This window comes from Sporosarcina sp. Marseille-Q4063 (assembly GCF_018309085.1).
Taxonomy (GTDB): Bacteria; Bacillota; Bacilli; order Bacillales_A; family Planococcaceae; genus Sporosarcina.
This window is the reverse complement of sequence record NZ_CP070502.1, coordinates 972141-991728: the sequence shown is the minus strand read 5'-3', so window position 1 is coordinate 991728 and position 19588 is coordinate 972141. Positions and strand designations below refer to the sequence as shown.

The following is a 19588-nucleotide window of genomic DNA, read 5'->3' as shown; positions in this document are numbered from 1 at the left end:
GTCTAACTTAATTCTTATTATACAACCATTTTTAGTATCTGAGCGTACTTTGTGAAGTAATTCACAAAGTGTTCAAGTTGTTTCGTCCAATTTGTGAATTATTTCACAAAGTAGGTACCTGTGCAAGACACTACTCAGTAAATTCACTACAATTGCATAAAGTAAAAAGGGGATACCGACTATGTAACGCTTTGTCGGTATCCCCTTGATTATTTATTCAAAGTCTTGAATTGTCATAAATGCACCGTGCACAGGTACCCCCAAAAGGTACCCCCAAAAAATGCTTTACAAAAACAGCCATACGGGTAATTTTCCGTATGGCATTTTTCATTGCAAGGAATCTATTGTTCTCAAAGGTTCTTTCGCGGGTCCTGCCAATACTTTACCTGTTCCATCGAAAGTGGAACCGTGGCATGGGCAATCCCATGTTTGATCCCCGTCATTCCATTTCACTTCACAACCGAGGTGGGTACATGAAAGGTCGAGGTAATGCATGTTTCCATCGGTGTCTTTATACATGCCCGCGGGCTTGCCGTTTATCTCAACTGATTGTGCTTGTCCTTTAGCGAGTTGTCGTTCCATTTGTTCGCTGCCGGGGGATACAACGTGATTCTCATCAGTTTCGTTGCTTTCATTGCGATCACCTTTATCTTCGGGCAATTGGCGTTCAGGGCTAAATAGTTTTTCAAATCGGTTATCCTCACCGACAATCAGGCTCTTGATGATTCCTGCGCCTGTTGCCGATGCGGCAAGACCCCATTTTCCATAACCGGTCATTACATACATTTTGTCATTGTCTGTTTGAATTTTTCCGATGAAAGGACGTCGATCTGGTGTGGTGTGATCATGTTCCGACCAATATCCGAGAAATTCAGTAAGCCGGAATTCCTCCTTGGCATAGTGTTGGATTGCTTCATAATGTTCGATTGTCGACTTGCCGTCACCTTTTGGATGGGTCTCGCCTCCGATGATGAGCACACATTGGTCTCCATTTAGCGCGCCTCTGAATGTCCGTATAGGATCGTCGTCGCTAATATATATTCCACTATCAAACGCTTCCGGGCTTTCGAATGCTGTTAAATGAGAAGCGACGGGCTTCAATGTATCCGAATAAAACGAGTCTGGATCCTCGGCCGGGAATAACGTGGCGAACACTACTTGATTGCATGTTACGGTAAACGGAGTGTCCGTGGAAAGAATCAGTTGATCGCCATTTTTTTCTGAGTCCATATACCTTGTGTGCTGGTAAATACGCCCGCCCAATGAATCGACTTCTTTTAAGACGGCATACAGAAATTTGACGGGATTGAACTGCGCTTGTTTTTTCATAACTAGCGCGGAAGTCACCTTTAGATCTACGGGAATCGAGTCCGCTATGCCGCCTTCAATGCCAATTTTTTCATATGCCTCTGCCTCTTTTTCAATGCTTGAAGTATTTTCGATATTCTCCGAAAAGACATAGGAGTCAGCAACTTTATAATCGCAATCAATCCCATGATCATCGATAATCGCCTTAATAAGTTTCTGGCCTTCCTGATTCGCTTCGTAATAAAGTTTCGCGACATCCAAACCATCTTGTTGCAATAAATCATCATAGATAAGTTGATGTTGCGATGACAGTTTTGCAGTCGTTCCACCGGTTGTTCCGCTAACGAGTTCACGAGCCTCCAGCAATGCGACGGATTGCCCTTCCTTCGCAAGAAAGTACGCGGTTAAAATGCCCGAAATACCTCCGCCGATAACCGCAGTATCAATTTCAATGTCTTCATCCAGTTGTGGATAACTCATTGCCTGGGCTGTAGTACTCCAGAAAGATTGATTTTTTCCTGGTAATTTATCCATTTTAAATTCTCCTCCTATTTAAATACTCATCTAGTCTTTTTTCTTCCTTTATTTTCAGAAAACTAAACGCTGAAATGATGAGGGGGTAAAAATTTTGGTACCTGTGCAAGGCACTATTCAGTAAATTCACTACAATTGCATAAAATAAAAAGTGGATACTGACTTTACAAAGCTTTGTCGATATCCCTTTGATTATTTATTCATAGTCGTGAATTGTCATAATTCAACCTTGCACAGGTACCTTTAAAACATTTTTGACTACTAAACCCATAATCGAATGTATTCACAAAATGGACTAAACAATTTGGAGTATTTGTGAAGGATTTCACAAAGTGCGTTTTATTCAGTGAAAAAGAAGTAGAATAAGAATAAGGAAAGCAATTAAGTCTATTCGGGAATTGTATTAGATCTAATATGAGTTACTTATAAAGTAGGCAAGGGGTGAAGAATAATGCATCATTTTCATGGTTACGAAGGAATGATGGGCGGTGGATGGTCTTTTGGGTACATGGCCATAGAATTACTTCTTAACGGGGTCGTCGTTTATATAGCAGTTAGGCTTGCAATGAAAAGAAATTGATACTCTATTCACAAGTTTGACTAAACAAATTGGATATTTTGTGACGCTTTCAAAAAATAGGTCTCTTCGCTAAAAATAGGCGTAGAATTAAAGTTGAGTTAGACGAACAATTCTTTTAGAATTAATGGCTTATCGAATAGATTTAATAAAATATAATAGGAAAAGGAGAATGCAAAATGTGGGTAATTACAGTTTTCGAGAAAATGAATGTTAGAATCTTTGAATACCAGGATAAAGACGAGGCTTTACTAGCACTTCAACATTTCGATCAAAACGCTTTATTATCTTACACAAATTAATGCATTCGGGGCTATTCGGGAAATCATTGAATAAATGACTCCTGGGTAGCCTTTTTTTGTGAACAAACTTAATTGCAACGGGAAGGATTTTATTGTTACTTCTATCGTAATTAATGGTGTATATTTAAAGAAATAAACAGTATGGCAAAAGGTGAAAGAAGGTATGTATCGTGAGTGTTCGGAATTCAGACAGATTTATATTTGCTTATAATCGAATTGAGAAAGCAATGGAAAAGATAAGCGGCTTATCCGGTTATATGCCTTTTTCGCGATTAATCGATAAAACCAAGAAGGATAACGCGGTTATTCGTAAATTTGAGGATGATTTACGGGTTTATGCGAATTTGCGGAATGCGATTGTGCATAATCGGACTGATGCTGACTATGCGATTGCTGAACCTCACGATGACATTGTGGAACTGATTGAATATATCGACCGTGAACTCGCGAAACCGGTTACTGTCGGCCAAATGTTTCGAAGAAAAGTTCATACCTTAAAGTCGACGGATTCACTTTCAACGGGTCTAGAATTGATACGTAAACAACGATTCAATCAAATTCCAATCTATAGGAATTCCGAATTCATTGGGCTTGTAACGGCAAACGGGATTACCTACTGGCTGGCTGATGAATATTCGGAAGGCGTTATATCTGGGGAAATGCCACCTTAATCGACATCTATTAACATGAAAAAAAGAAGAATACGTATCGTTTTATCAGTCAAGATCTTTCAGTTTATGAAGCAGAGGAATATTTCAAAAAGGCTATGAGCCAAGGAAAGCGAATTGAAGCACTTCTTATAACACAAACTGGAAGCAGTGCGGAAAAGCTTCTCGGTATTGTAACACCAGCTGATCTATTAAAAATCGACTAAAATTTTAGGTACCTGTGCAAGGCACTATTCAGTAAATTCACTACAATTGCATAAAGTGAAAAGGGGATGCCGACTATATAATGCTTTGTCGACATCCTCTTGATTATTTATTCAATGCCTTGAATTGTCATAATTCAACCTTGCACAGGTACCTTTCTTTAGGTACCTTTCACTCACTATGTATTAAATAACTCTTTTGGTAAAAGATAAGACGAATTGTAACATCAATTCAATTGTCTAATCAAAGGAGTGAACTATATGGGAATCATTCGAAGGATTGCTTTGGCATTAGTTATCATTGGCGCAATTAACTGGGGCTTGATAGGATTTTTCAATTTTGATTTAGTTGCAGCAATTTTTGGTGGGCAAGATGCAGCTCTATCTAGGTTGATTTATGCTCTTGTTGGAATTAGTGGGCTTGTTTGTATAGGTCTTTTACTTAAACCAGACGAAGAAACGGCGGTCGATCGTCCGAGATTTACAAACGCTAATTTAAAAACCGAGTTTGGAGAAGAGCCGGACTTTACCAAAGAAAAGAATGCTGAAGAACAGAAATCAGATCCTAATAACCATCAAGGTCCTTTAATGTAAACAAATAAGCAGCCATTTTTGAAAGGGAGTTCCCCTTCAAATCGGCTGCTTATTTCTTGATGGTAACCGTTGTACAGGCACTGTTTGTTTATATTTATAGCTCTGGAAAACCTTCCCCAATGCGATAAATAGCCATGAACATACTATAAACGGGAATGTTAAAGCAGGGAGTCCAAGGGGGTCGAGAAGCAACTCCAATCCTGCGGTTACGGGAACTGTTAACATTGCCGCGATAATGCCGATATACGGCGTTTTTTTCAGGTTTTTATTGAAGACTAGACTAACAGCAATAATTGTCAAAACGGCATTATAGTTATACAAACCTAAATTTAATGAATGCGTATCAGCCCCGATAAAATAAGCGGTTAACCACGATACAAAAGTTCCGATAATCGCATACAGCCCAAATCGCCATCCTGTCCAAAACAATGCCAACAGAATAAGCGATCCAGTCCAAAGTGAGTCGATGACGAAAACTTCACCAATTCCTTTAATCATTCCGACTAATAAAGTTGGCGTCCCTTCAACGGGCAAATTCCACATCGCGGGCGAACTTATGACAAAGTCAGGATCCATATAAAGTGTATCGACGCGGTAAGCGATAAGAAGCCCAATCCATGTGATGAAAACGAATGGAATGGTCAAAACAGGAATATTCCACTTATCCAATACTTTTGTCAGCATTTTCAAGGATAATGCGGCAAGAGCAGCGGCAAATAACGCGATAAACCAGCGCTTGTCCCCGTGAAGAAAGAGAATTGTGGATATACCGCAGAGGATAGCATTAAAACCATAAATCCCATTGCGAATTAAATCCCGATCTCCGCCAAGATATTTTCCTGTAATTGTTCCCACGATTGAACTAAGAAATGCCATTAAACCTAAAACAGGGGAGTGCAATGTAATTCCGATAAGAATTAAAAGTCCTGAAAAAGCATTTCCCACTAATAAAACCTGTGAAAATCCTTTTAATGAAATGACTATAAGTAAATAGAACTTTTTGAAAAAGTAAAAGTTTGGTGCTGCTTGGGGCATCTAGATATCTCCCTTATCGTATTTATCATATTCCAGATAATAAATTGTTTAATAGTAGTTGTCCAAGATGTATTTAGGTATGTTAACACAAAAAAGACTTTACGATAACCCGATCAGCTATATTTGTAGTTTTCAGCATTTTGAGAAGAAAAATTATTAGGTACCTGTGCAAGACACTAATCAGTAAATTCGCTACAATTGCATAAAACAAAAAGTGGATACCGACCATATAACACTTTGTCGATATCATTTTGATTATTTATCCAAAGTCGTGAATTGTCATAATTCAACCATGCACAGGTACCTTTTATTACTTGCGAAACCCGATGTCGTTATATTCTATTTTATCTGATAGTGGTATACTAATAGAGTGAAATGGAAGCGTTTTATGATAATTCTAGGGGGTTTAAAATGATTAATTTTCCGAAACCGACAGTTGAGCAGTTTTTTCGAACGTACACCATTACAAATTTCGCAGTGAGTAAAGATGAGAAAAGGTTAGTGTTCAATGCCAATTTGAATGGCAAAATGAATTTATGGGCGATGGATTTACCGGATACCTATCCATATTTATTTGCACATCGGGATGAATCTTGCAATTTTATCAAATTCGATCCAGAAAATAGGTATGTACTAGCGGGATTTGATAAGGACGGGGATGAGAACTATCAAATCTATGGGATACCGAGCGAAGGCGGATTACCGGAGCCGTTAATAACGGGACAGGCGTCTGAAAAGTACTATTTTGGTCATTTAAGTGGAGACGGAGAGCGTTTGTACTATGTGACATCTGAAGAGAATCCATCCTTTTTGAACACGCGAGTCCGTAATTTGAAGAGTGGAACAGATACGCTACTAAATAGTGGTGAAGGAACTACTACTTATCTAGCAGCAGTATCCGAGAATGAAGAAGCGTCTGTCTATATACAAATGCATGCAAATACGTATGTCATCGGCTTTGTAAAGGTAGGAGAGGAAAAGTTCAACCTTACACCTGATTCAGAGCAAGTTCATGTGTTATTTGAACCCATCTTCACGGATAATGAGACGATTTATTTCGTAACGGATTACGATAGTGACGATATGTATTTGGCTAAGTTCGATTTGAAATCGAAAGCGTTTACTAAAGTACTAGCCATTGATGGTGAAAGTATTCAATCTCTTAAATGGGATAAAGAAAATGACGCGTTTTACTTAGTCACCATTAAAGGTGTGACAGATGTCTTATATCGATATGAAATTGGAAACGATAAAATTGAAAAATGCGCGTTACCTGTTGATATCATTGAACAAATCGACGTGGCGGAATCGGGAGCTCTATATATTTTGGGAAGAAGTGCGACAATACCCCATAATATCTATCATTCAGCTAACGGCATGGAATGGAAACAATTAACGAATAACCGTGTCTTAGGCTTAAATCAGGAAGATATGGTTGAACCAGATATTGTTTCTTATACATCATTTGATGGCATGGAAATCGAAGCTTTATTATTCAAAGCAAAGCCGGAAAACGATAATGGTCATACGATTTTTTGGCCACATGGCGGACCGCAAGCTGCTGAGCGGAAAATGTTCCGTTCGATGTTCCAATGCTTTCTAAACCGTGGCTACACGATTTTTGCACCGAACTTCCGTGGAAGTACAGGTTATGGTTCGGCTTTCACAAAGCTAGTTGAGCAGGATTGGGGCGAGGGACCGCGCCTCGATTGTGTAGCCGGAATTGAGTGGTTATTCGACAATGAAGTGACCGATAAAAATAAGCTATTCCTTGTCGGCGGTAGCTACGGCGGATATATGGCTTTATTATTGCATGGTAGACATCCCGACTATTTCAAAGCGGTTGTTGATATTTTCGGGCCGTCCGATTTATTCACATTTGTCAATTCAGTGCCCGAGCATTGGAAGCCAATCATGGAACGCTGGCTTGGGGATCCGGAACGTGATAAAGAACGTTTTATCAAAGATTCACCTGTTACGTATTTAGATGGTATGGTGAAACCAATGCTCGTCATTCAAGGAGCAAAAGATCCACGCGTAGTGAAAGAAGAGTCCGATCAAATTGTGGCCAAATTGAAAGAAAAGGGTCGCGATGTCGAGTATCTTGTTTTGGAAGATGAAGGACATGGCTTCTCGAAAAAAGAAAATGAAATTAAAGTATATAGCATGATGCTAGCGTTTTTAGAAAAGCATCAGGCATAGATTTTAAGTCGCAAAGTCTGTATAACTATCACACTTATAGGAGGAATAATTATGAAACTAGGGGCATTTTCGATAAGTTTAACTGTAAAAGACATTCAAAAATCAAAGGAGTTTTATGAAAATCTTGGGTTTCAAGATTTGGGCGGTGACATTACGCAAGGTTGGCTGATTTTGAAAAATGAAAGCACCGTAATTGGGCTATTCCAAGGAATGTTTGAAAAGAACATGCTAACCTTTAATCCAGGATGGGATCAAAATGCACAAAATCTCGACTCGTTTGCGGACATTCGAGAGCTTCAAGCAGAACTTAAAGAAAAGGGGATTAAGTTCCTAACAGAAGCAGATGAATCAAGTGAAGGACCAGCAAGCTTTACGATTGAAGATCCAGATGGTAATCCGATTCTAGTGGATCAACACAGATAAAAATAGGTACCTAATTGTAAGGTGAAAAATTAGGTACCTGTGCACGACACTACTCAGTAAATTCACTACAATTGCATAAAATGAAAAGGGGATATCGACTATATAACACTTTGTCGATAACCCCTTGATTAATTATCCAAAGTCTTGAATTGTCATAATTCAACCATGCACAGGTACCTGTCTTTTAAGGTAGCAATCCTATTTATCTTTAACGATTGCGATATAAATGGATAAGGTTTTGATTTTCCCCTCTAGCAAATACATCAATTCGATTTGGTCCCCAAGACACTGCTGCGGGTGCTGATGTTAAAGTGCCGCCAATAGCTACCCAATCTTCCCAACGAGAACCATTCCATGTTCTTTGATAAAGCCCTTGATTTGTACCTCTCACAAAAACGTCGAGTTGATTTGGACGGCGTGAGGAGACAGCAGGAGCACTTGTCAATACACCCCCAAGACTTTCCCAATTACTCCAATCAGATCCATCCCACCACTTATGAATCAGATCCTGGTTTTGTCCCCTGGCGAATACATCAATTCGGTTGGGTCCCCAAGATACAGCCGCTGGTTCAGAGGTTAGTGAACCGCCAAGGTCTTCCCAATCCTCCCAGCTGGAGCCATTCCATGTTTTTTTATAAAGTCTTTGATTTGTCCCCCTGACGAATACATCAAGTTGATTCGGGCGACGTGAAGATACAGCAGGGCCGCTAGTTAGGACGCCACCAAGGTTCTCCCAATCGCTCCAACGACTTCCATCCCACCATTTATGGTACAAACTATTGTCTGTTCCTCTTCCAAAGACATCAATCCGATTAGGTCCCCAGGAAACTGCCGCCGGGGCTGAGGTTAATATACCGCCAAGTGTTTCCCAATCGCTCCAATTGCGTCCATCCCACCATTTATGGTAAAGACTTTGATCTGTCCCCCTTACAAAAACATCGAGCCGATTTGGTTGCCAAGAAGCTACTGCCGGGGCGGATGTCAATACCCCTCCCAAGTCTTCCCAACCTATCCAGCCTTGACCGGGTTGCCCACCGCCATTACCAAGTTCATTCAAAGTTATTTGAATGACTCTGATTAATACTCGATCAAATAAATTTTTCGGGATGTTCAATTGTCTGAGGAATAGATTTAACCAAGGGATTTGCCTTTGAAATTGATTGTATATTTGATTTGCAGATTGATTTGTGTTTGCTTGGTTGAGTGTATAATTGACAACGAGTAAAAATAAATAATCAGTTATGCTTCGGTTCATTCCAGCTTGCTCTAACTGCGAATATAAGTTGTCGTGCTGCGTACGAAGTATCCGCATAATTACCTGTGCATCTGGCTGCCCGCGCACATTCGTTTGTGGTTGCCTGTTATATCTATACAATTTTATACCTCCTCTTATTACAGAGTTAGTATATGCAACACTGGACTAAATGGGAATGAATAATTTAGGTACCTGTGCAAGACACTACTCAGTAAATTCACTACAATTGCATAAAGTAAAAAAGGGATACCGACTATTTAACGCTTTGTCGATATCCCTTTGACTAATTATTCAAAGTGATGAATTGTCATAATTCAACCACGCACAGGTACCTCAAAATTGCACCTCAAAATTCATGTTCCTCTCCGAAACCTAAAACGATGACTTCTGTTTTTTCATAGTCTTCTAGTAGCTCAGCCAATTCTTGGTCTTTATCTATCATTTCAGCAACGATAGGAAACCCTGCTAGTAGGAGATCATAGTTTTCCTTGGAAGCGGCAGTTTCCTTTGTAGGAAAAGTATGACTTGGAATAACATATTCCACGTCCAATAGATTTTTAACGGTGTAGGCAGCCTCTTTTGGGCCCATTGTGAAATGGCCAGATGAGGACAAAATAGCGACGGTCGGATTATATATTTCTTGAATGAGTTTAATATCAGACGTGACAGCAGTATCGCCGGAATGGTATAACGTAAGGGAATTGTGAAAGTCAAAAACAAAACCCGCTGCTTCTCCGGCATACATAGGAGGTCCTTCCGTTTCACCATAAGAGGAACTATGCTTCGCGGGCACCATTGTAGCGCTGACATCGGCTAAATTAATGGAACCCCCAAGATTGATCGGATAAACATTTTCCATGCCTTTTTGCATTAAAATAAATGCCAGCTCATATTGCGCGACAATGAGGAGCTTGGAGTTGATTGCTACTAATTTGTCTAGACCACTTGTATGGTCAAAATGTCCATGTGTAAGAAAAACAGCATCAATCGAGTTATAAAATTCATCGTTGTCTAATGACTTTGGAAATCCTGGGTTCATGTCGAAAAATGGGTCAATCAGATACCTGCTACCACCGTTACTTTCTAATAGAAACATAGCGTGGCCTAAACGTGAAATCTTCAATATAAATACCCTCCTTAAAATTAGCCTACATGGCAAAACTTGTTGTGATTCGATTACATGACCAAGTGTATGAGATGAAGGTTAAGTTTAGGTTAAGAAATAGAAACAAATTTTTAGGTACCTGTGCAAGACACTACTCAGTTAATTCACTACAATTGCATAAAGTAAAAAGGGGATACCGACTATATAACACTTTGTCGATATCCCCTTGATTATTTATCCACGGTTGTGAATTGTCATAATTCAACCACGCACAGGTACCTCGAAAAGGGTACCTAAAAACGGGTTCGGTTCATTCGCTTAGCTGGAAATGTATTCCGATATGGGAGGAAAGAAACGAACTTTTTTCATTGGGGAATAATGAGCGAGTGGTTCCGTGTGTTGGAGGTGTCCTTTTAAAAAATGCGCCATTGAGTTACGACGAATTTCACACCGTACAGTATGCAGCCTCCAAGATGAATGCTCGATATCCACACGTATAAGCTTCTCTTTGTGTTTTGTCCACAAACAATAGCGTTCTGTTAGCCAATATTCAAGCATGTTTCGCGGAATTGATTCTTGAACTACCTTGTAAGATAAATCAAGTATTTCCGGCTGTTTACCCCTATGTTTTTTAATACTCTTTGGCATATACTTTCCACTAGATTTTGAAAATGACATGCTCGCACAGCGATAAGGAAGGAATTTACTAATTTTGTTGAGATATACAGCCAAATTACTGTCTGTATCCAAATTGAAAAAGTAAACACCTGATTTACCATTAAAGGTTACGTAAGTTCTGACATTAAGTTCTAGATAAGAATGGAGGCCTGGTATTGGTACCATAAATCGGGGACGCGTTCCTTTTGCTTTAAAAAAGACAAATCCGATCCAAGCATGCCCATCGAATAAATCTAAATCTAGTTCTGGAGGTATATGCTTATGTAGGATGTTTGCAGGAACAGGCCAGTGTAAAAATAAAATATGATGCCATTTTTGTGTCGCTATCCACGGTTTCCCAAGCAAATTATTCACCCTTTCATTTTGAATTAAAATCTCTAATAAGACGCGCCTCGCTGATGATGAAACTGTTAAAGTTATTACCTAAAAATCTAAGAAATAAACAATTCCGCAAAAGGGGGGGAACGTATGTTTTTGTGTAAACATACAAAAAAAGTAGTGCAGACCAATGTATTTGGATTGCACTACTTTTTTTTCAATATGTGCTACAGGTTTATTTAAATGGTATTTTCATTGCTTCGGCCATCAATTGCGGGAAATCTGTATTTTCGATAAGACCCGCAAATTTATGAGCTTGTGGACCGTAAGCGTAGACAGGGACGTCTGTGCCCGTATGACCTGTATGTGTCCAACCGACAAGTGCTTGCTCCGAGATGATTGAGTTAATCTCGAATGCTGGCTCATTTGCTTGTTTGATTCGATTAATCTTAGCTTCTGTTAATGAAATTCCCGTGTAGTGGAATATGACTTCTTGAATATTACTTTGTTCTTCATTTATTTGAGATGCCATGAAATCACCTGTAGCTGTTACATATTTAAGGATTTCTAAATTGGCACCAAAGCCATCGTAACCGCCGACAGACATTCCACCGGTGTCATGATCACCTGCGATGACGACTAACGTTTTCTTATCTTTCTTCGCAAAATCCAGTGCGGCCTCAACTGCTTCTTCAAACGCTTCAGCGTCTTTCATCACCCATGCCGCATCATTTGCATGTCCAGCCCAATCGATTTGACTTCCTTCAACCATTAAAAAGAATCCATCTTTATCGTTACTTAAAACATCGATGGCAGCTGATGTCATTTCCTTTAAGCTTGGCTCATCGGTCGTCTCACGATCCAATTCGGGTGATAAACTATCCTCAGCGAAAAGGCCAATCAATTTGTTTGTTTTGTCTATATTGTTTAACGATTGTGCATCGGACACAATTTCATAACCATCTTGTTTTGCTTCATTTAATAAATCATCACTAAAATACTTTTTACCGCCACCCAGGATGACGTCAACATCATTTTGAAGGAGCTGAGGTGCAATATCATCTTCATTTGCGCGAGATTCAACATGTGAAGCGAAAACCGCAGGCGTAGCATGAGTAATCGTTGAAGTAGCAACTAATCCTGAAGATTTCCCGCTTTTTTCAGCAGTTTGTAAAATCGTTTCGAGTTTATTGCCATCTGGATCCATGCTAATAACACCATTGTTCGTTTTGGTTCCGGTAGCCATCGCTGTTCCAGCCGCGGCAGAATCCGTCACTTCCGAATTTGCGGAATACGTCCTGTGCATGCCAACTAAATGTGGATCCATGATTGATTCTTCGCCTTTATACAATCGATAATTTGTCGCATATGCACTTGAATATCCGTCCGGAATCATAAAAATAACATTTTCTACTTTTTCATTTGATTGAGGATTTTCTGCTCCAGCGGTTTGTAGTGACGCATTTCCCGCAAAACTTCCTACAATCAAACTCCCAGCAATTGCAAAGATCAAACTCTTTTTCTGCAACGTTTTTTTCAATTCCATTCCTCCTTCAAAGTATCGTACAATTCAATTCTATCTGGTGATTGTTAACCTAGTATTAATATAGTGTATGGGTTTTGTAAATTTTGGAAAGTGTGAGAAACCCTCACCTAGGTACCTGTGCAAGACACTATTCAGTAAATTCACTACAATTGCATAAAACAAAATGGGGATACCGGCTATATAACACGTTGCCGATGCCCCCCATGATTATTTATCCAAAGTCGTGAATTGTCATAATTGCACCTTGCACAGGTACCTCAAAAGGGTACCTCGAAACCTGTGTATTACGGATTACTGAATTGAATGATTAAACACGTTAAGTTTAGTGGTGAAGGGATTTTCTTTTTTTCTTTTTAATCTTTTTTTGACTTCGAAATTCCTTAGGTTACAAACTTACTACAAATTATCGATTAGTTTACAGTCATTACATCTCTATTAAATCGGCTGAAAATGGTTTTCATGGTGCTTGAAAACGGGTAAGTTGCATGTATGTCAGTATATAGATAGAGGATGAGGATGTTGGAGAGGAACGCATTTTTTGATAATGCAAAATTAGTATTAATATTTTTAGTCGTATTCGGTCATATGATCCAACCATTCATTGACGGATCAAGTGGAATCACTACATTATATATGTGGATTTATACTTTCCATATGCCGGCATTTATTTTTCTAGCAGGATTTTTTGCAAAAGGTTCGGGAAGCATGTCGTACATCGTAAATTTGGCTAAGAAACTATTGGTGCCATACTTGATTTTCCAACTTCTATACACGATTTTTTATTACTACATCGGAAAAAATGGTTGGCAGGCCGGGGTATTTTACCCGCAGTGGTCGCTTTGGTTTTTATTTAGTTTATTTAGTTGGCATATCTTGCTATCTGTATTTAAAAAAATACCCGCATTTTTCAGTGTGTCACTTGCGGTTTTAATAGGAATCATTGTTGGTTATTTTGGGGAAATCGGTCACGCATTTAGTTTGTCGCGGACGTTCGTCTTTTTTCCGTTTTTCTTACTTGGTTATTGGGTGACGGAAGGCCAGGTCATGTGGCTGAAACGTAAAAGTGTAAAGATTGCTTCATTAGTAGTGTTAGCTGTTGTTGGAGTGGCAATTTATTTTGCGCCTGACTTTAATTCAGGATGGTTATTGGCATCGAAATCTTATGGCGAACTTGATATGCCAGCGTTCGGCGGACTTGCTCGTTTACTTGTTTACATCACATCAGCAATCATGGCAATAAGTATTCTGGCGTGGATTCCAAAAGCGCATAACAGGTTAACGCACTTTGGGACAAGGACGTTATATGTCTATTTGTTACATGGATTTTTAATACAACTCTTCAGAAAGGGCGATGTTTTTCAAGTAAATACTTTTTTCGATTTACTTGGGATCGCACTTTTATCTGCGGTAATTGTTCTTCTGTTATCGACTAAACCGGTGCAAGGTATTTGGCAACCATTTATCGAGGGCAGGATTACGATAATAAAAAATGTATTTGAAAGAACAGCAGATAGATTAGATCACAGAACGTGACAATCTCTGTCATCATTCTGTTACCATATTCCATTAGAAGCGCATTAAAATGGGAAACGAAAAAGTTGTTACATGACAAACAGATAACAATATGATGTCTTCGAGGGTTTAGGGTTTTATTCGCGGGGAATGTCGGTTAAGATGCAATTTACGCTCATGGAATAAAGAGCGCCAGATTTGAAAGGGGTTTACAACATGAAATTTAAAAGAAGAATTTTACTTCCATTTATAACGGGTGCACTTGCATTAAGTTTAGCTGCTTGCGGTGATGATGACAAAGCGGCGAAAAATGAAAAGCCTGAAGAAGCTGCCCAGGCAGAGACGGAATCTGCAGAAGAAATGCAAGCGAAGTTAGCCGAACAGCAAGTGGAGAAGGACAAGGTCGTGGCAGTTGTAAATGATGAAGAACTTAAAGGCGAGCAATATAATGCTGCAGTGGGATCACTTCAAGGTCAAATGCAACAAATGGGCCAAGACCCATCAAGTAAAGAATCGGCGAAACAAGTAAAAATGCAAGCACTTGATACGGTTGTGAACCAGACGTTAATCCTTCAAAAAGCAAAAGAAGCGAAAATTAATGCGTCTGAATCTGAGATAGATGAAGAGTATTCAGCATTTGTTGAGCAATTTGGCGATGAGAAGACAATGAAAGAAGCACTCAAAAGTCAAAATGTAGATGTAAAAACGATAAAAGAACAAATTGCTGAATCTATAATTTTTGAAAAGTACCAAGATAAAGTGGCTCCAGCGGAAAAAGTGACAGATAAAGAAATTAAAGAGTACTATGATCAAGCCGCAGCTCAAAGCAAGGATAGCGGTCAAGAACTTCCACCGCTTGAAGAAGTTAGCGATGAAATCAAAGAAATGATTGAACAAGAACAACAACAAAAACAACTTGCTGCACATGTTGAGGAATTAAAGGCAGATGCTAAAATTGAGTTGAAAATTTAAATTTAATTAGTAACCTCCATTACTATAGATTAACTGTATACTTCTTATCATGAATGAACGAAAAAAAGCTTGCCACAGCGAATTAGCTGTAGCAAGCTTTTTTCAGTCAATTAATTTATGATTTGTTTATTTCATTGTTCGTGCCAGTAATGCTTTCTTCACGTCTTGCGTTTTTTTCCTTAATCGATTGAAGTTCTTTTCCTTCAGCGAACTTCATTGCCTCTTCGGCTGCTTCCATATTGCCTATAGTCTTCCTCACTCTTTCTTCATAATCGGCCGGGTCATTTGGTCTTGGGTTGTTTCTAGCCATTTTTCCTACCTCCTCTTTTATTAAAAAGCTTCAGGAGATAGTGTTCCCGAAATGATGATAAATATTTTTGTTGATTTATTAACTTCTGTTTGAAACGCACATTTGAAAGTATTTGTAGCATACTTATTTGTTAGGATAATGATGTTTACTTAAACCAACTCAGGAGATTCCTCCCCGTTCAATATCAAATTAAAACTAACATCCGCCTTTAATGAATCCGATACCGAACAATACTTATCTTTCCCTAACCGAATCGCCCGCCAAACTTTCTTATTGTCGATGTCTCCGTCAATCACAAAAGTTACTTCCATAGCTGTAAAACCTTTAGGCGGTTCTTCTTTTCGAGTTCCATCCGTTATAATTTCGATTTTTGTTATTTTTTCCAAGTGAGGTCTCAAAATCATCGTAACATCAATCCCGATACATCCCGCCAAGGCACCGAGGAGCATTTCGGTAGGGGTTGCTCCTTTTCCTAAACCGCCATAGGCTTCTGTCGCATCCATATTAATATCATAACCTGAATCTCCAACAGCGGTAAAAGCACGTCCGCCTGTCCATGTTGTAATTACTTTCATGTCAATCAACCCTTTCTTAGTAGTTCAAATTTGTTCCCGGACCAACCGGAATCCCGAGTACATACCATATAACAAAAAAGATTGTCCAGCTGATCAATATGATAATTGAATAGGGCAGCATAAGCGATATGACTGTCCCTACGCCGTTCTCCTTCCCGTAACGCTGTGCAAAAGCGACAACTAATGGAAAGAACGGCATCAAAGGAGAAATGATATTTGTTGAAGAATCACCAACCCGGTAAGCGACCTGTGTAACTTCTGGCGCGATCCCCATTTGCATGAACATGGGAACAAATACGGGGGCCATAATCGCCCATTTTGCGGAATCCGCGGCGATGAATAAGTTAATGATCGTGGTGATGAAAATCAATGCTACGAGTAAAGGGGCACCTTCCAAATGAATCGACTGTAAAAAGTCCGCGCCTTTGACAGCAATAATTGTGCCTAAATTTGTGTAATTAAAGAGTGCTACAAACTGTGCTGCAAAGAAAATTAAAACAATGAACCCGGACATCGTCTCCAACGAAGATGCCATTAAACGTGCGATATCTTTATCGTTCTTTATTGTTTTCGTAACAAATCCATACACGACACCCGGTATTAGAAAGATGAGCATCATCATGAAAATTATACTGCTCATAAATGGCGATTGAATAAGGCTACCACCTTCACCTCGTAATACGCCGTTTTCAGGAAGAACGAGTAGAGCGATCGCAATGATTGTGACGAGGATTGAAATATTTGCCCATAAGAGCCCTTTTTTCTCTACACTGGATACTACATTTTGATGTTCAATCGCTTGATCGGGAATATATTTCCCCAACTTCGGTTCAATTAGTTTGTCCGTTACGAGTGTTCCGATAATGACGATTAAGAAAGTCGAAACAAACATGAAAAACCAGTTATCAGTCGGATTCACAATGTATCCAGCATCTAAAATATGAGCGGCTTCTGTCGTAATCCCACTTAACAATGGATCATTCGTCCCTAAGAATAGATTAGCGGAATATCCACCCGCCACACCAGCAAACGCAGCTGACAAACCAGCTAGCGGGTGCCGCTTAAATCCCAAAAAGATGATAGCGCCAAGCGGAACAAGCACAACATATCCAACCGAAGCAGCGACATTGGACAAGACCCCCATAAGAACAACAATAGGCGTAACGAACTTCTTGGGTGCCTTCGTAACAGTATTCGTCATTAACGCACTAATATAGCCACTTTTTTCAGCAACACCGACTCCCAGCATCGCAACAAGAACCGGACCTAGCGCCACAAAGGAAGTAAAGTTTTTCACAACATTCGAAAACATATAAGCAATACCCTCAGGAACAAGCAAACTAACCGACTTTACAGTCAGTGTCTCAATTTGCCCTGATTCATTGTTCACACCCTCAAAGCTGACACCAATCCCCAATATGTAAAGCACATGAGATATGCCAATAACAAGCAACGTAAAAATGATGAAAATCGTAACCGGGTCTGGCAACTTATTACCTTTTTCCTCAATAAAATTCAACAATCGAATCGATTTAGTTTTTTTCAACCGGTTCACAATATCCCTCCTCCCGCAAAGGTACCTGTGCAAGGCACTTTTCAGTTAATTCACTACAATTACATAAAATAAAACAAGGAACCGACTATATAGCGCTTTGTGAATATCTAAATGATTGTTTATCCAATCCCGTGAATTGTCATAATTGCACCATGCACAGGTACCTATTCATATTTGCCTTTCAAAGGAACAAACCTAACTTCATTCAATACTTCAGATTGAGTCTTACCGTCTTCATCTTTTTCAATCAGCAGGAGTTCTTGTAGAAAGGGTGTTCCAACTGGGATTATCATTTTCCCGCCGATGGCTAGTTGCTCCACAAGTTCGCGTGGCAATTCGGCAGCGGCGGCTGTCACCATAATGCGGTCATAAGGAGCATGTTCTTCCCAACCCGTACTGCCATCGTCCAGCTTAAAGTGGATATTCGCAAAACCTGCATCTTTTAATCTTTCTTTAGCTCGTTCGTGCAACGCCTCAATTCGTTCAATTGTATATACGGAGTTCGAAAAGGCGGCTAGCAGAACGGTTTGAAAGCCTGAACCTGTTCCAATCTCCAACACTTTTGATTCTGGTTGTAAATTAAGTGCCAATGTCATTTCGAGCACGAGGGAAGGTTGCGAAATGGTTTGTTCATGCCCGATTGGAATCGCTTCATCCAAGTGTGCGAATTCTTTGTGTGTATCCATGTAAAAGCCACGATCCAATTTTTCAAAAAAAGAGATGATTTCCAGGTTTTGATTTGTCATTGTCTAGGCTCCTTTGTATTATGGGTATAGTTGAATCATTTCCGTTAATGAGAATGTGTAAACAATAATATTATTAGTGCATGTACATGACATTGTTTTTGCGGATTAAGGGCTATACTATTAAATGAAGAAGGTGAGTATGATGGAACTTATTGATGAACTCGTTGTGGTTTTTTTGGAGTCTGATTATGAATTATCCTATGTTCTAGACACGAAAACAAAAGAAATTCGTTTAGATGCTCCGGAGTCGAAAACCGGGATGTCGGAAATCGATTGGGATGATGATGAAGCTGTTCAGTTTTTAGTTAGGATTCCACAGATTACAACGGATGAAGCTTATGATTTAATGGTCAAATTTGCTGAAATGCAAGATTCTACTGTAACCGTTCAACTCATGGACGTATTGAATAGAAGAAAACCCTTTCGTTCATTTAAGGATAAATTAGGTGAGCAGGGAATAGGAGATAAATGGTACGAATTTGAAAATGATTATGCAAAAAACAGGATGCTGGAATGGTTGAAAGAAGTCCAAATATGATGAAACAATGAATAGGGATAGAAGAGAAGTCGACAACATAAGTCGACTTCTTTTCCTTTTTTAATAGTATTTCTTCCCGCTCTTTAGTGAATGCTTCAAGGGAAGGAGTGAAAAATATGTTGAAATTGCAAACAGAACTTGAAGGGAAAAGGGCAACTTTTGGAGTTGTCAGCGATTGTATTCGAGATTTGGGTTATCATGTAGGCGGAAATTGGGATTATGATAAAGGATTTTTCGATCATATTTTATGCCGAGAAGGGGGAGAAACAATTTATATCCGGATTCCTTTTTTCGTAACAGATGGGGTACTTGATGAATATGACGCTTCAATTGAATTCGGCACATCATTCGTTATCAAGCATGTTGTAAATGTAGGTCTGGATAGTGATGATAGTTCATTATTAGATGCAACCGGGTTTAGTCAATTCCAACAACCGCTTGATACCGACGGGAAAATCATTGATAAAAACAGATGGATCCACGCTGGTGAAGTTGCTGTTCAGAAACTCTTGGATTGCTTGTATGAAAATCGGCACCTGAAATCCAGTTAACTCGCGCAAATCCTTCAGAAAACAAATGACATTTGAATCAAAAACAATCAGCCTTATGTGAGAATGGCTGATTGTTTTTTT

20 protein-coding genes are annotated in these 19588 nt (G+C 39.3%); 10 read left to right on the top strand and 10 right to left on the bottom strand.

All coding sequences use genetic code 11. The features are described from left to right. Positions 1–327: 327 nt before the first annotated feature. On the bottom strand, positions 328–1842 hold the full coding sequence (locus JSQ81_RS05075; RefSeq protein ID WP_212606633.1) for an FAD-dependent oxidoreductase: 1515 nt from the start codon (positions 1840–1842) through the stop codon (positions 328–330). A gap of 451 nt (positions 1843–2293) precedes the next feature. Here JSQ81_RS05075 and JSQ81_RS20105 point away from each other — a divergent pair, with 451 nt between their 5' ends. The 4 genes from JSQ81_RS20105 (at position 2294) to JSQ81_RS05065 (ending at position 4186) form a co-directional block, all read left to right on the top strand. Continuing rightward, the gene (locus JSQ81_RS20105) at positions 2294–2422 is read left to right on the top strand and encodes a hypothetical protein (RefSeq protein ID WP_256437728.1); all 129 of its coding nucleotides are present in this window, start codon (positions 2294–2296) and stop codon (positions 2420–2422) included. 176 nt (positions 2423–2598) lie between these two features. Next, on the top strand, positions 2599–2721 hold the full coding sequence (locus tag JSQ81_RS20100; protein ID WP_256437727.1) for a hypothetical protein: 123 nt from the start codon (positions 2599–2601) through the stop codon (positions 2719–2721). Positions 2722–2891: 170 nt separating this feature from the next. Then, a complete protein-coding gene (locus JSQ81_RS05070; protein ID WP_249336638.1) occupies positions 2892–3392 on the top strand; it encodes a CBS domain-containing protein in 501 nt (166 codons plus the stop codon). 461 nt (positions 3393–3853) lie between these two features. Then, positions 3854–4186 (top strand): DUF378 domain-containing protein, encoded by a 333-nt coding sequence (locus JSQ81_RS05065; RefSeq protein WP_212606632.1) that lies wholly within the window; start codon positions 3854–3856, stop codon positions 4184–4186. Positions 4187–4222: 36 nt separating this feature from the next. Here the strand turns inward: JSQ81_RS05065 and JSQ81_RS05060 are convergent, their stop codons facing one another. Further along, the gene (locus JSQ81_RS05060) at positions 4223–5221 is read right to left on the bottom strand and encodes an urea transporter (RefSeq protein ID WP_212606631.1); all 999 of its coding nucleotides are present in this window, start codon (positions 5219–5221) and stop codon (positions 4223–4225) included. 411 nt (positions 5222–5632) lie between these two features. Here JSQ81_RS05060 and JSQ81_RS05055 point away from each other — a divergent pair, with 411 nt between their 5' ends. Then, positions 5633–7423, top strand: coding sequence for a S9 family peptidase (locus JSQ81_RS05055; RefSeq protein ID WP_212606630.1), 1791 nt, complete (start codon positions 5633–5635; stop codon positions 7421–7423). Positions 7424–7474: 51 nt separating this feature from the next. Next, complete coding sequence (locus tag JSQ81_RS05050) at positions 7475–7846, top strand: VOC family protein (protein ID WP_212606629.1); 372 nt, start codon at positions 7475–7477, stop codon at positions 7844–7846. A gap of 208 nt (positions 7847–8054) precedes the next feature. Here the strand turns inward: JSQ81_RS05050 and JSQ81_RS05045 are convergent, their stop codons facing one another. The 4 genes from JSQ81_RS05045 to JSQ81_RS05030 form a co-directional block, all read right to left on the bottom strand. Continuing rightward, positions 8055–9221 (bottom strand): PLL family lectin, encoded by a 1167-nt coding sequence (locus tag JSQ81_RS05045; protein WP_249336637.1) that lies wholly within the window; start codon positions 9219–9221, stop codon positions 8055–8057. 226 nt (positions 9222–9447) lie between these two features. Continuing rightward, positions 9448–10224 (bottom strand): metal-dependent hydrolase, encoded by a 777-nt coding sequence (locus JSQ81_RS05040; protein ID WP_212606628.1) that lies wholly within the window; start codon positions 10222–10224, stop codon positions 9448–9450. A 300-nt stretch (positions 10225–10524) separates the two neighbouring features. After that, the gene (locus JSQ81_RS05035) at positions 10525–11229 is read right to left on the bottom strand and encodes a YqjF family protein (RefSeq protein ID WP_212606627.1); all 705 of its coding nucleotides are present in this window, start codon (positions 11227–11229) and stop codon (positions 10525–10527) included. A gap of 208 nt (positions 11230–11437) precedes the next feature. After that, positions 11438–12748 carry an alkaline phosphatase gene (locus JSQ81_RS05030; protein ID WP_212606626.1) on the bottom strand — a complete coding sequence of 437 codons (1311 nt, stop codon included), beginning with the start codon at positions 12746–12748 and terminating at the stop codon, positions 11438–11440. 519 nt (positions 12749–13267) lie between these two features. Here JSQ81_RS05030 and JSQ81_RS05025 point away from each other — a divergent pair. Together JSQ81_RS05025 and JSQ81_RS05020 are read left to right on the top strand one after the other, a co-directional pair. Further along, positions 13268–14281: an acyltransferase family protein gene (locus JSQ81_RS05025; protein ID WP_212607552.1), complete on the top strand. Its 1014-nt coding sequence runs from the start codon at positions 13268–13270 to the stop codon at positions 14279–14281. A gap of 195 nt (positions 14282–14476) precedes the next feature. Further along, positions 14477–15232, top strand: a complete 756-nt coding sequence (locus JSQ81_RS05020; RefSeq protein WP_212606625.1) for a SurA N-terminal domain-containing protein — start codon at positions 14477–14479, stop codon at positions 15230–15232. A 115-nt stretch (positions 15233–15347) separates the two neighbouring features. Here JSQ81_RS05020 and JSQ81_RS05015 read toward each other — a convergent pair whose 3' ends face one another. From JSQ81_RS05015 to JSQ81_RS05000, 4 genes are all read right to left on the bottom strand, one after another. After that, positions 15348–15542: a small, acid-soluble spore protein tlp gene (locus tag JSQ81_RS05015; RefSeq protein WP_212606624.1), complete on the bottom strand. Its 195-nt coding sequence runs from the start codon at positions 15540–15542 to the stop codon at positions 15348–15350. Positions 15543–15691: 149 nt separating this feature from the next. Further along, positions 15692–16117 carry an OsmC family protein gene (locus JSQ81_RS05010; protein ID WP_212606623.1) on the bottom strand — a complete coding sequence of 142 codons (426 nt, stop codon included), beginning with the start codon at positions 16115–16117 and terminating at the stop codon, positions 15692–15694. Positions 16118–16133: 16 nt separating this feature from the next. Beyond that, the gene (locus JSQ81_RS05005; protein WP_212606622.1) at positions 16134–17672 is read right to left on the bottom strand and encodes an AbgT family transporter; all 1539 of its coding nucleotides are present in this window, start codon (positions 17670–17672) and stop codon (positions 16134–16136) included. A 164-nt stretch (positions 17673–17836) separates the two neighbouring features. Beyond that, complete coding sequence (locus JSQ81_RS05000; RefSeq protein ID WP_212606621.1) at positions 17837–18418, bottom strand: protein-L-isoaspartate(D-aspartate) O-methyltransferase; 582 nt, start codon at positions 18416–18418, stop codon at positions 17837–17839. A 142-nt stretch (positions 18419–18560) separates the two neighbouring features. Here JSQ81_RS05000 and JSQ81_RS04995 point away from each other — a divergent pair, with 142 nt between their 5' ends. Further along, positions 18561–18956 carry a UPF0158 family protein gene (locus JSQ81_RS04995; RefSeq protein ID WP_212606620.1) on the top strand — a complete coding sequence of 132 codons (396 nt, stop codon included), beginning with the start codon at positions 18561–18563 and terminating at the stop codon, positions 18954–18956. Between the two features lie 116 nt (positions 18957–19072). Then, positions 19073–19507: a YugN family protein gene (locus JSQ81_RS04990; RefSeq protein WP_212606619.1), complete on the top strand. Its 435-nt coding sequence runs from the start codon at positions 19073–19075 to the stop codon at positions 19505–19507. The last annotated feature ends 81 nt before the right edge of the window (positions 19508–19588 follow it).

Bases quoted from the DNA above. Each gene is read 5' to 3' on its own strand.
- JSQ81_RS04995 (WP_212606620.1), top strand. From the start codon at position 18,561: ATGGAACTTATTGATGAACTCGTTGTGGTTTTTTTGGAGTCTGATTAT.
- JSQ81_RS20100 (WP_256437727.1), top strand. From the start codon at position 2,599: ATGTGGGTAATTACAGTTTTCGAGAAAATGAATGTTAGAATCTTTGAA.
- JSQ81_RS05060 (WP_212606631.1), bottom strand. From the start codon at position 5,221: ATGCCCCAAGCAGCACCAAACTTTTACTTTTTCAAAAAGTTCTATTTA.
- JSQ81_RS05030 (WP_212606626.1), bottom strand. From the start codon at position 12,748: ATGGAATTGAAAAAAACGTTGCAGAAAAAGAGTTTGATCTTTGCAATT.
- JSQ81_RS20105 (WP_256437728.1), top strand. From the start codon at position 2,294: ATGCATCATTTTCATGGTTACGAAGGAATGATGGGCGGTGGATGGTCT.
- JSQ81_RS05020 (WP_212606625.1), top strand. From the start codon at position 14,477: ATGAAATTTAAAAGAAGAATTTTACTTCCATTTATAACGGGTGCACTT.
- JSQ81_RS05000 (WP_212606621.1), bottom strand. From the start codon at position 18,418: ATGACAAATCAAAACCTGGAAATCATCTCTTTTTTTGAAAAATTGGAT.
- JSQ81_RS05015 (WP_212606624.1), bottom strand. From the start codon at position 15,542: ATGGCTAGAAACAACCCAAGACCAAATGACCCGGCCGATTATGAAGAA.
- JSQ81_RS05050 (WP_212606629.1), top strand. From the start codon at position 7,475: ATGAAACTAGGGGCATTTTCGATAAGTTTAACTGTAAAAGACATTCAA.
- JSQ81_RS04990 (WP_212606619.1), top strand. From the start codon at position 19,073: ATGTTGAAATTGCAAACAGAACTTGAAGGGAAAAGGGCAACTTTTGGA.
- JSQ81_RS05010 (WP_212606623.1), bottom strand. From the start codon at position 16,117: ATGAAAGTAATTACAACATGGACAGGCGGACGTGCTTTTACCGCTGTT.
- JSQ81_RS05055 (WP_212606630.1), top strand. From the start codon at position 5,633: ATGATTAATTTTCCGAAACCGACAGTTGAGCAGTTTTTTCGAACGTAC.
- JSQ81_RS05065 (WP_212606632.1), top strand. From the start codon at position 3,854: ATGGGAATCATTCGAAGGATTGCTTTGGCATTAGTTATCATTGGCGCA.
- JSQ81_RS05075 (WP_212606633.1), bottom strand. From the start codon at position 1,842: ATGGATAAATTACCAGGAAAAAATCAATCTTTCTGGAGTACTACAGCC.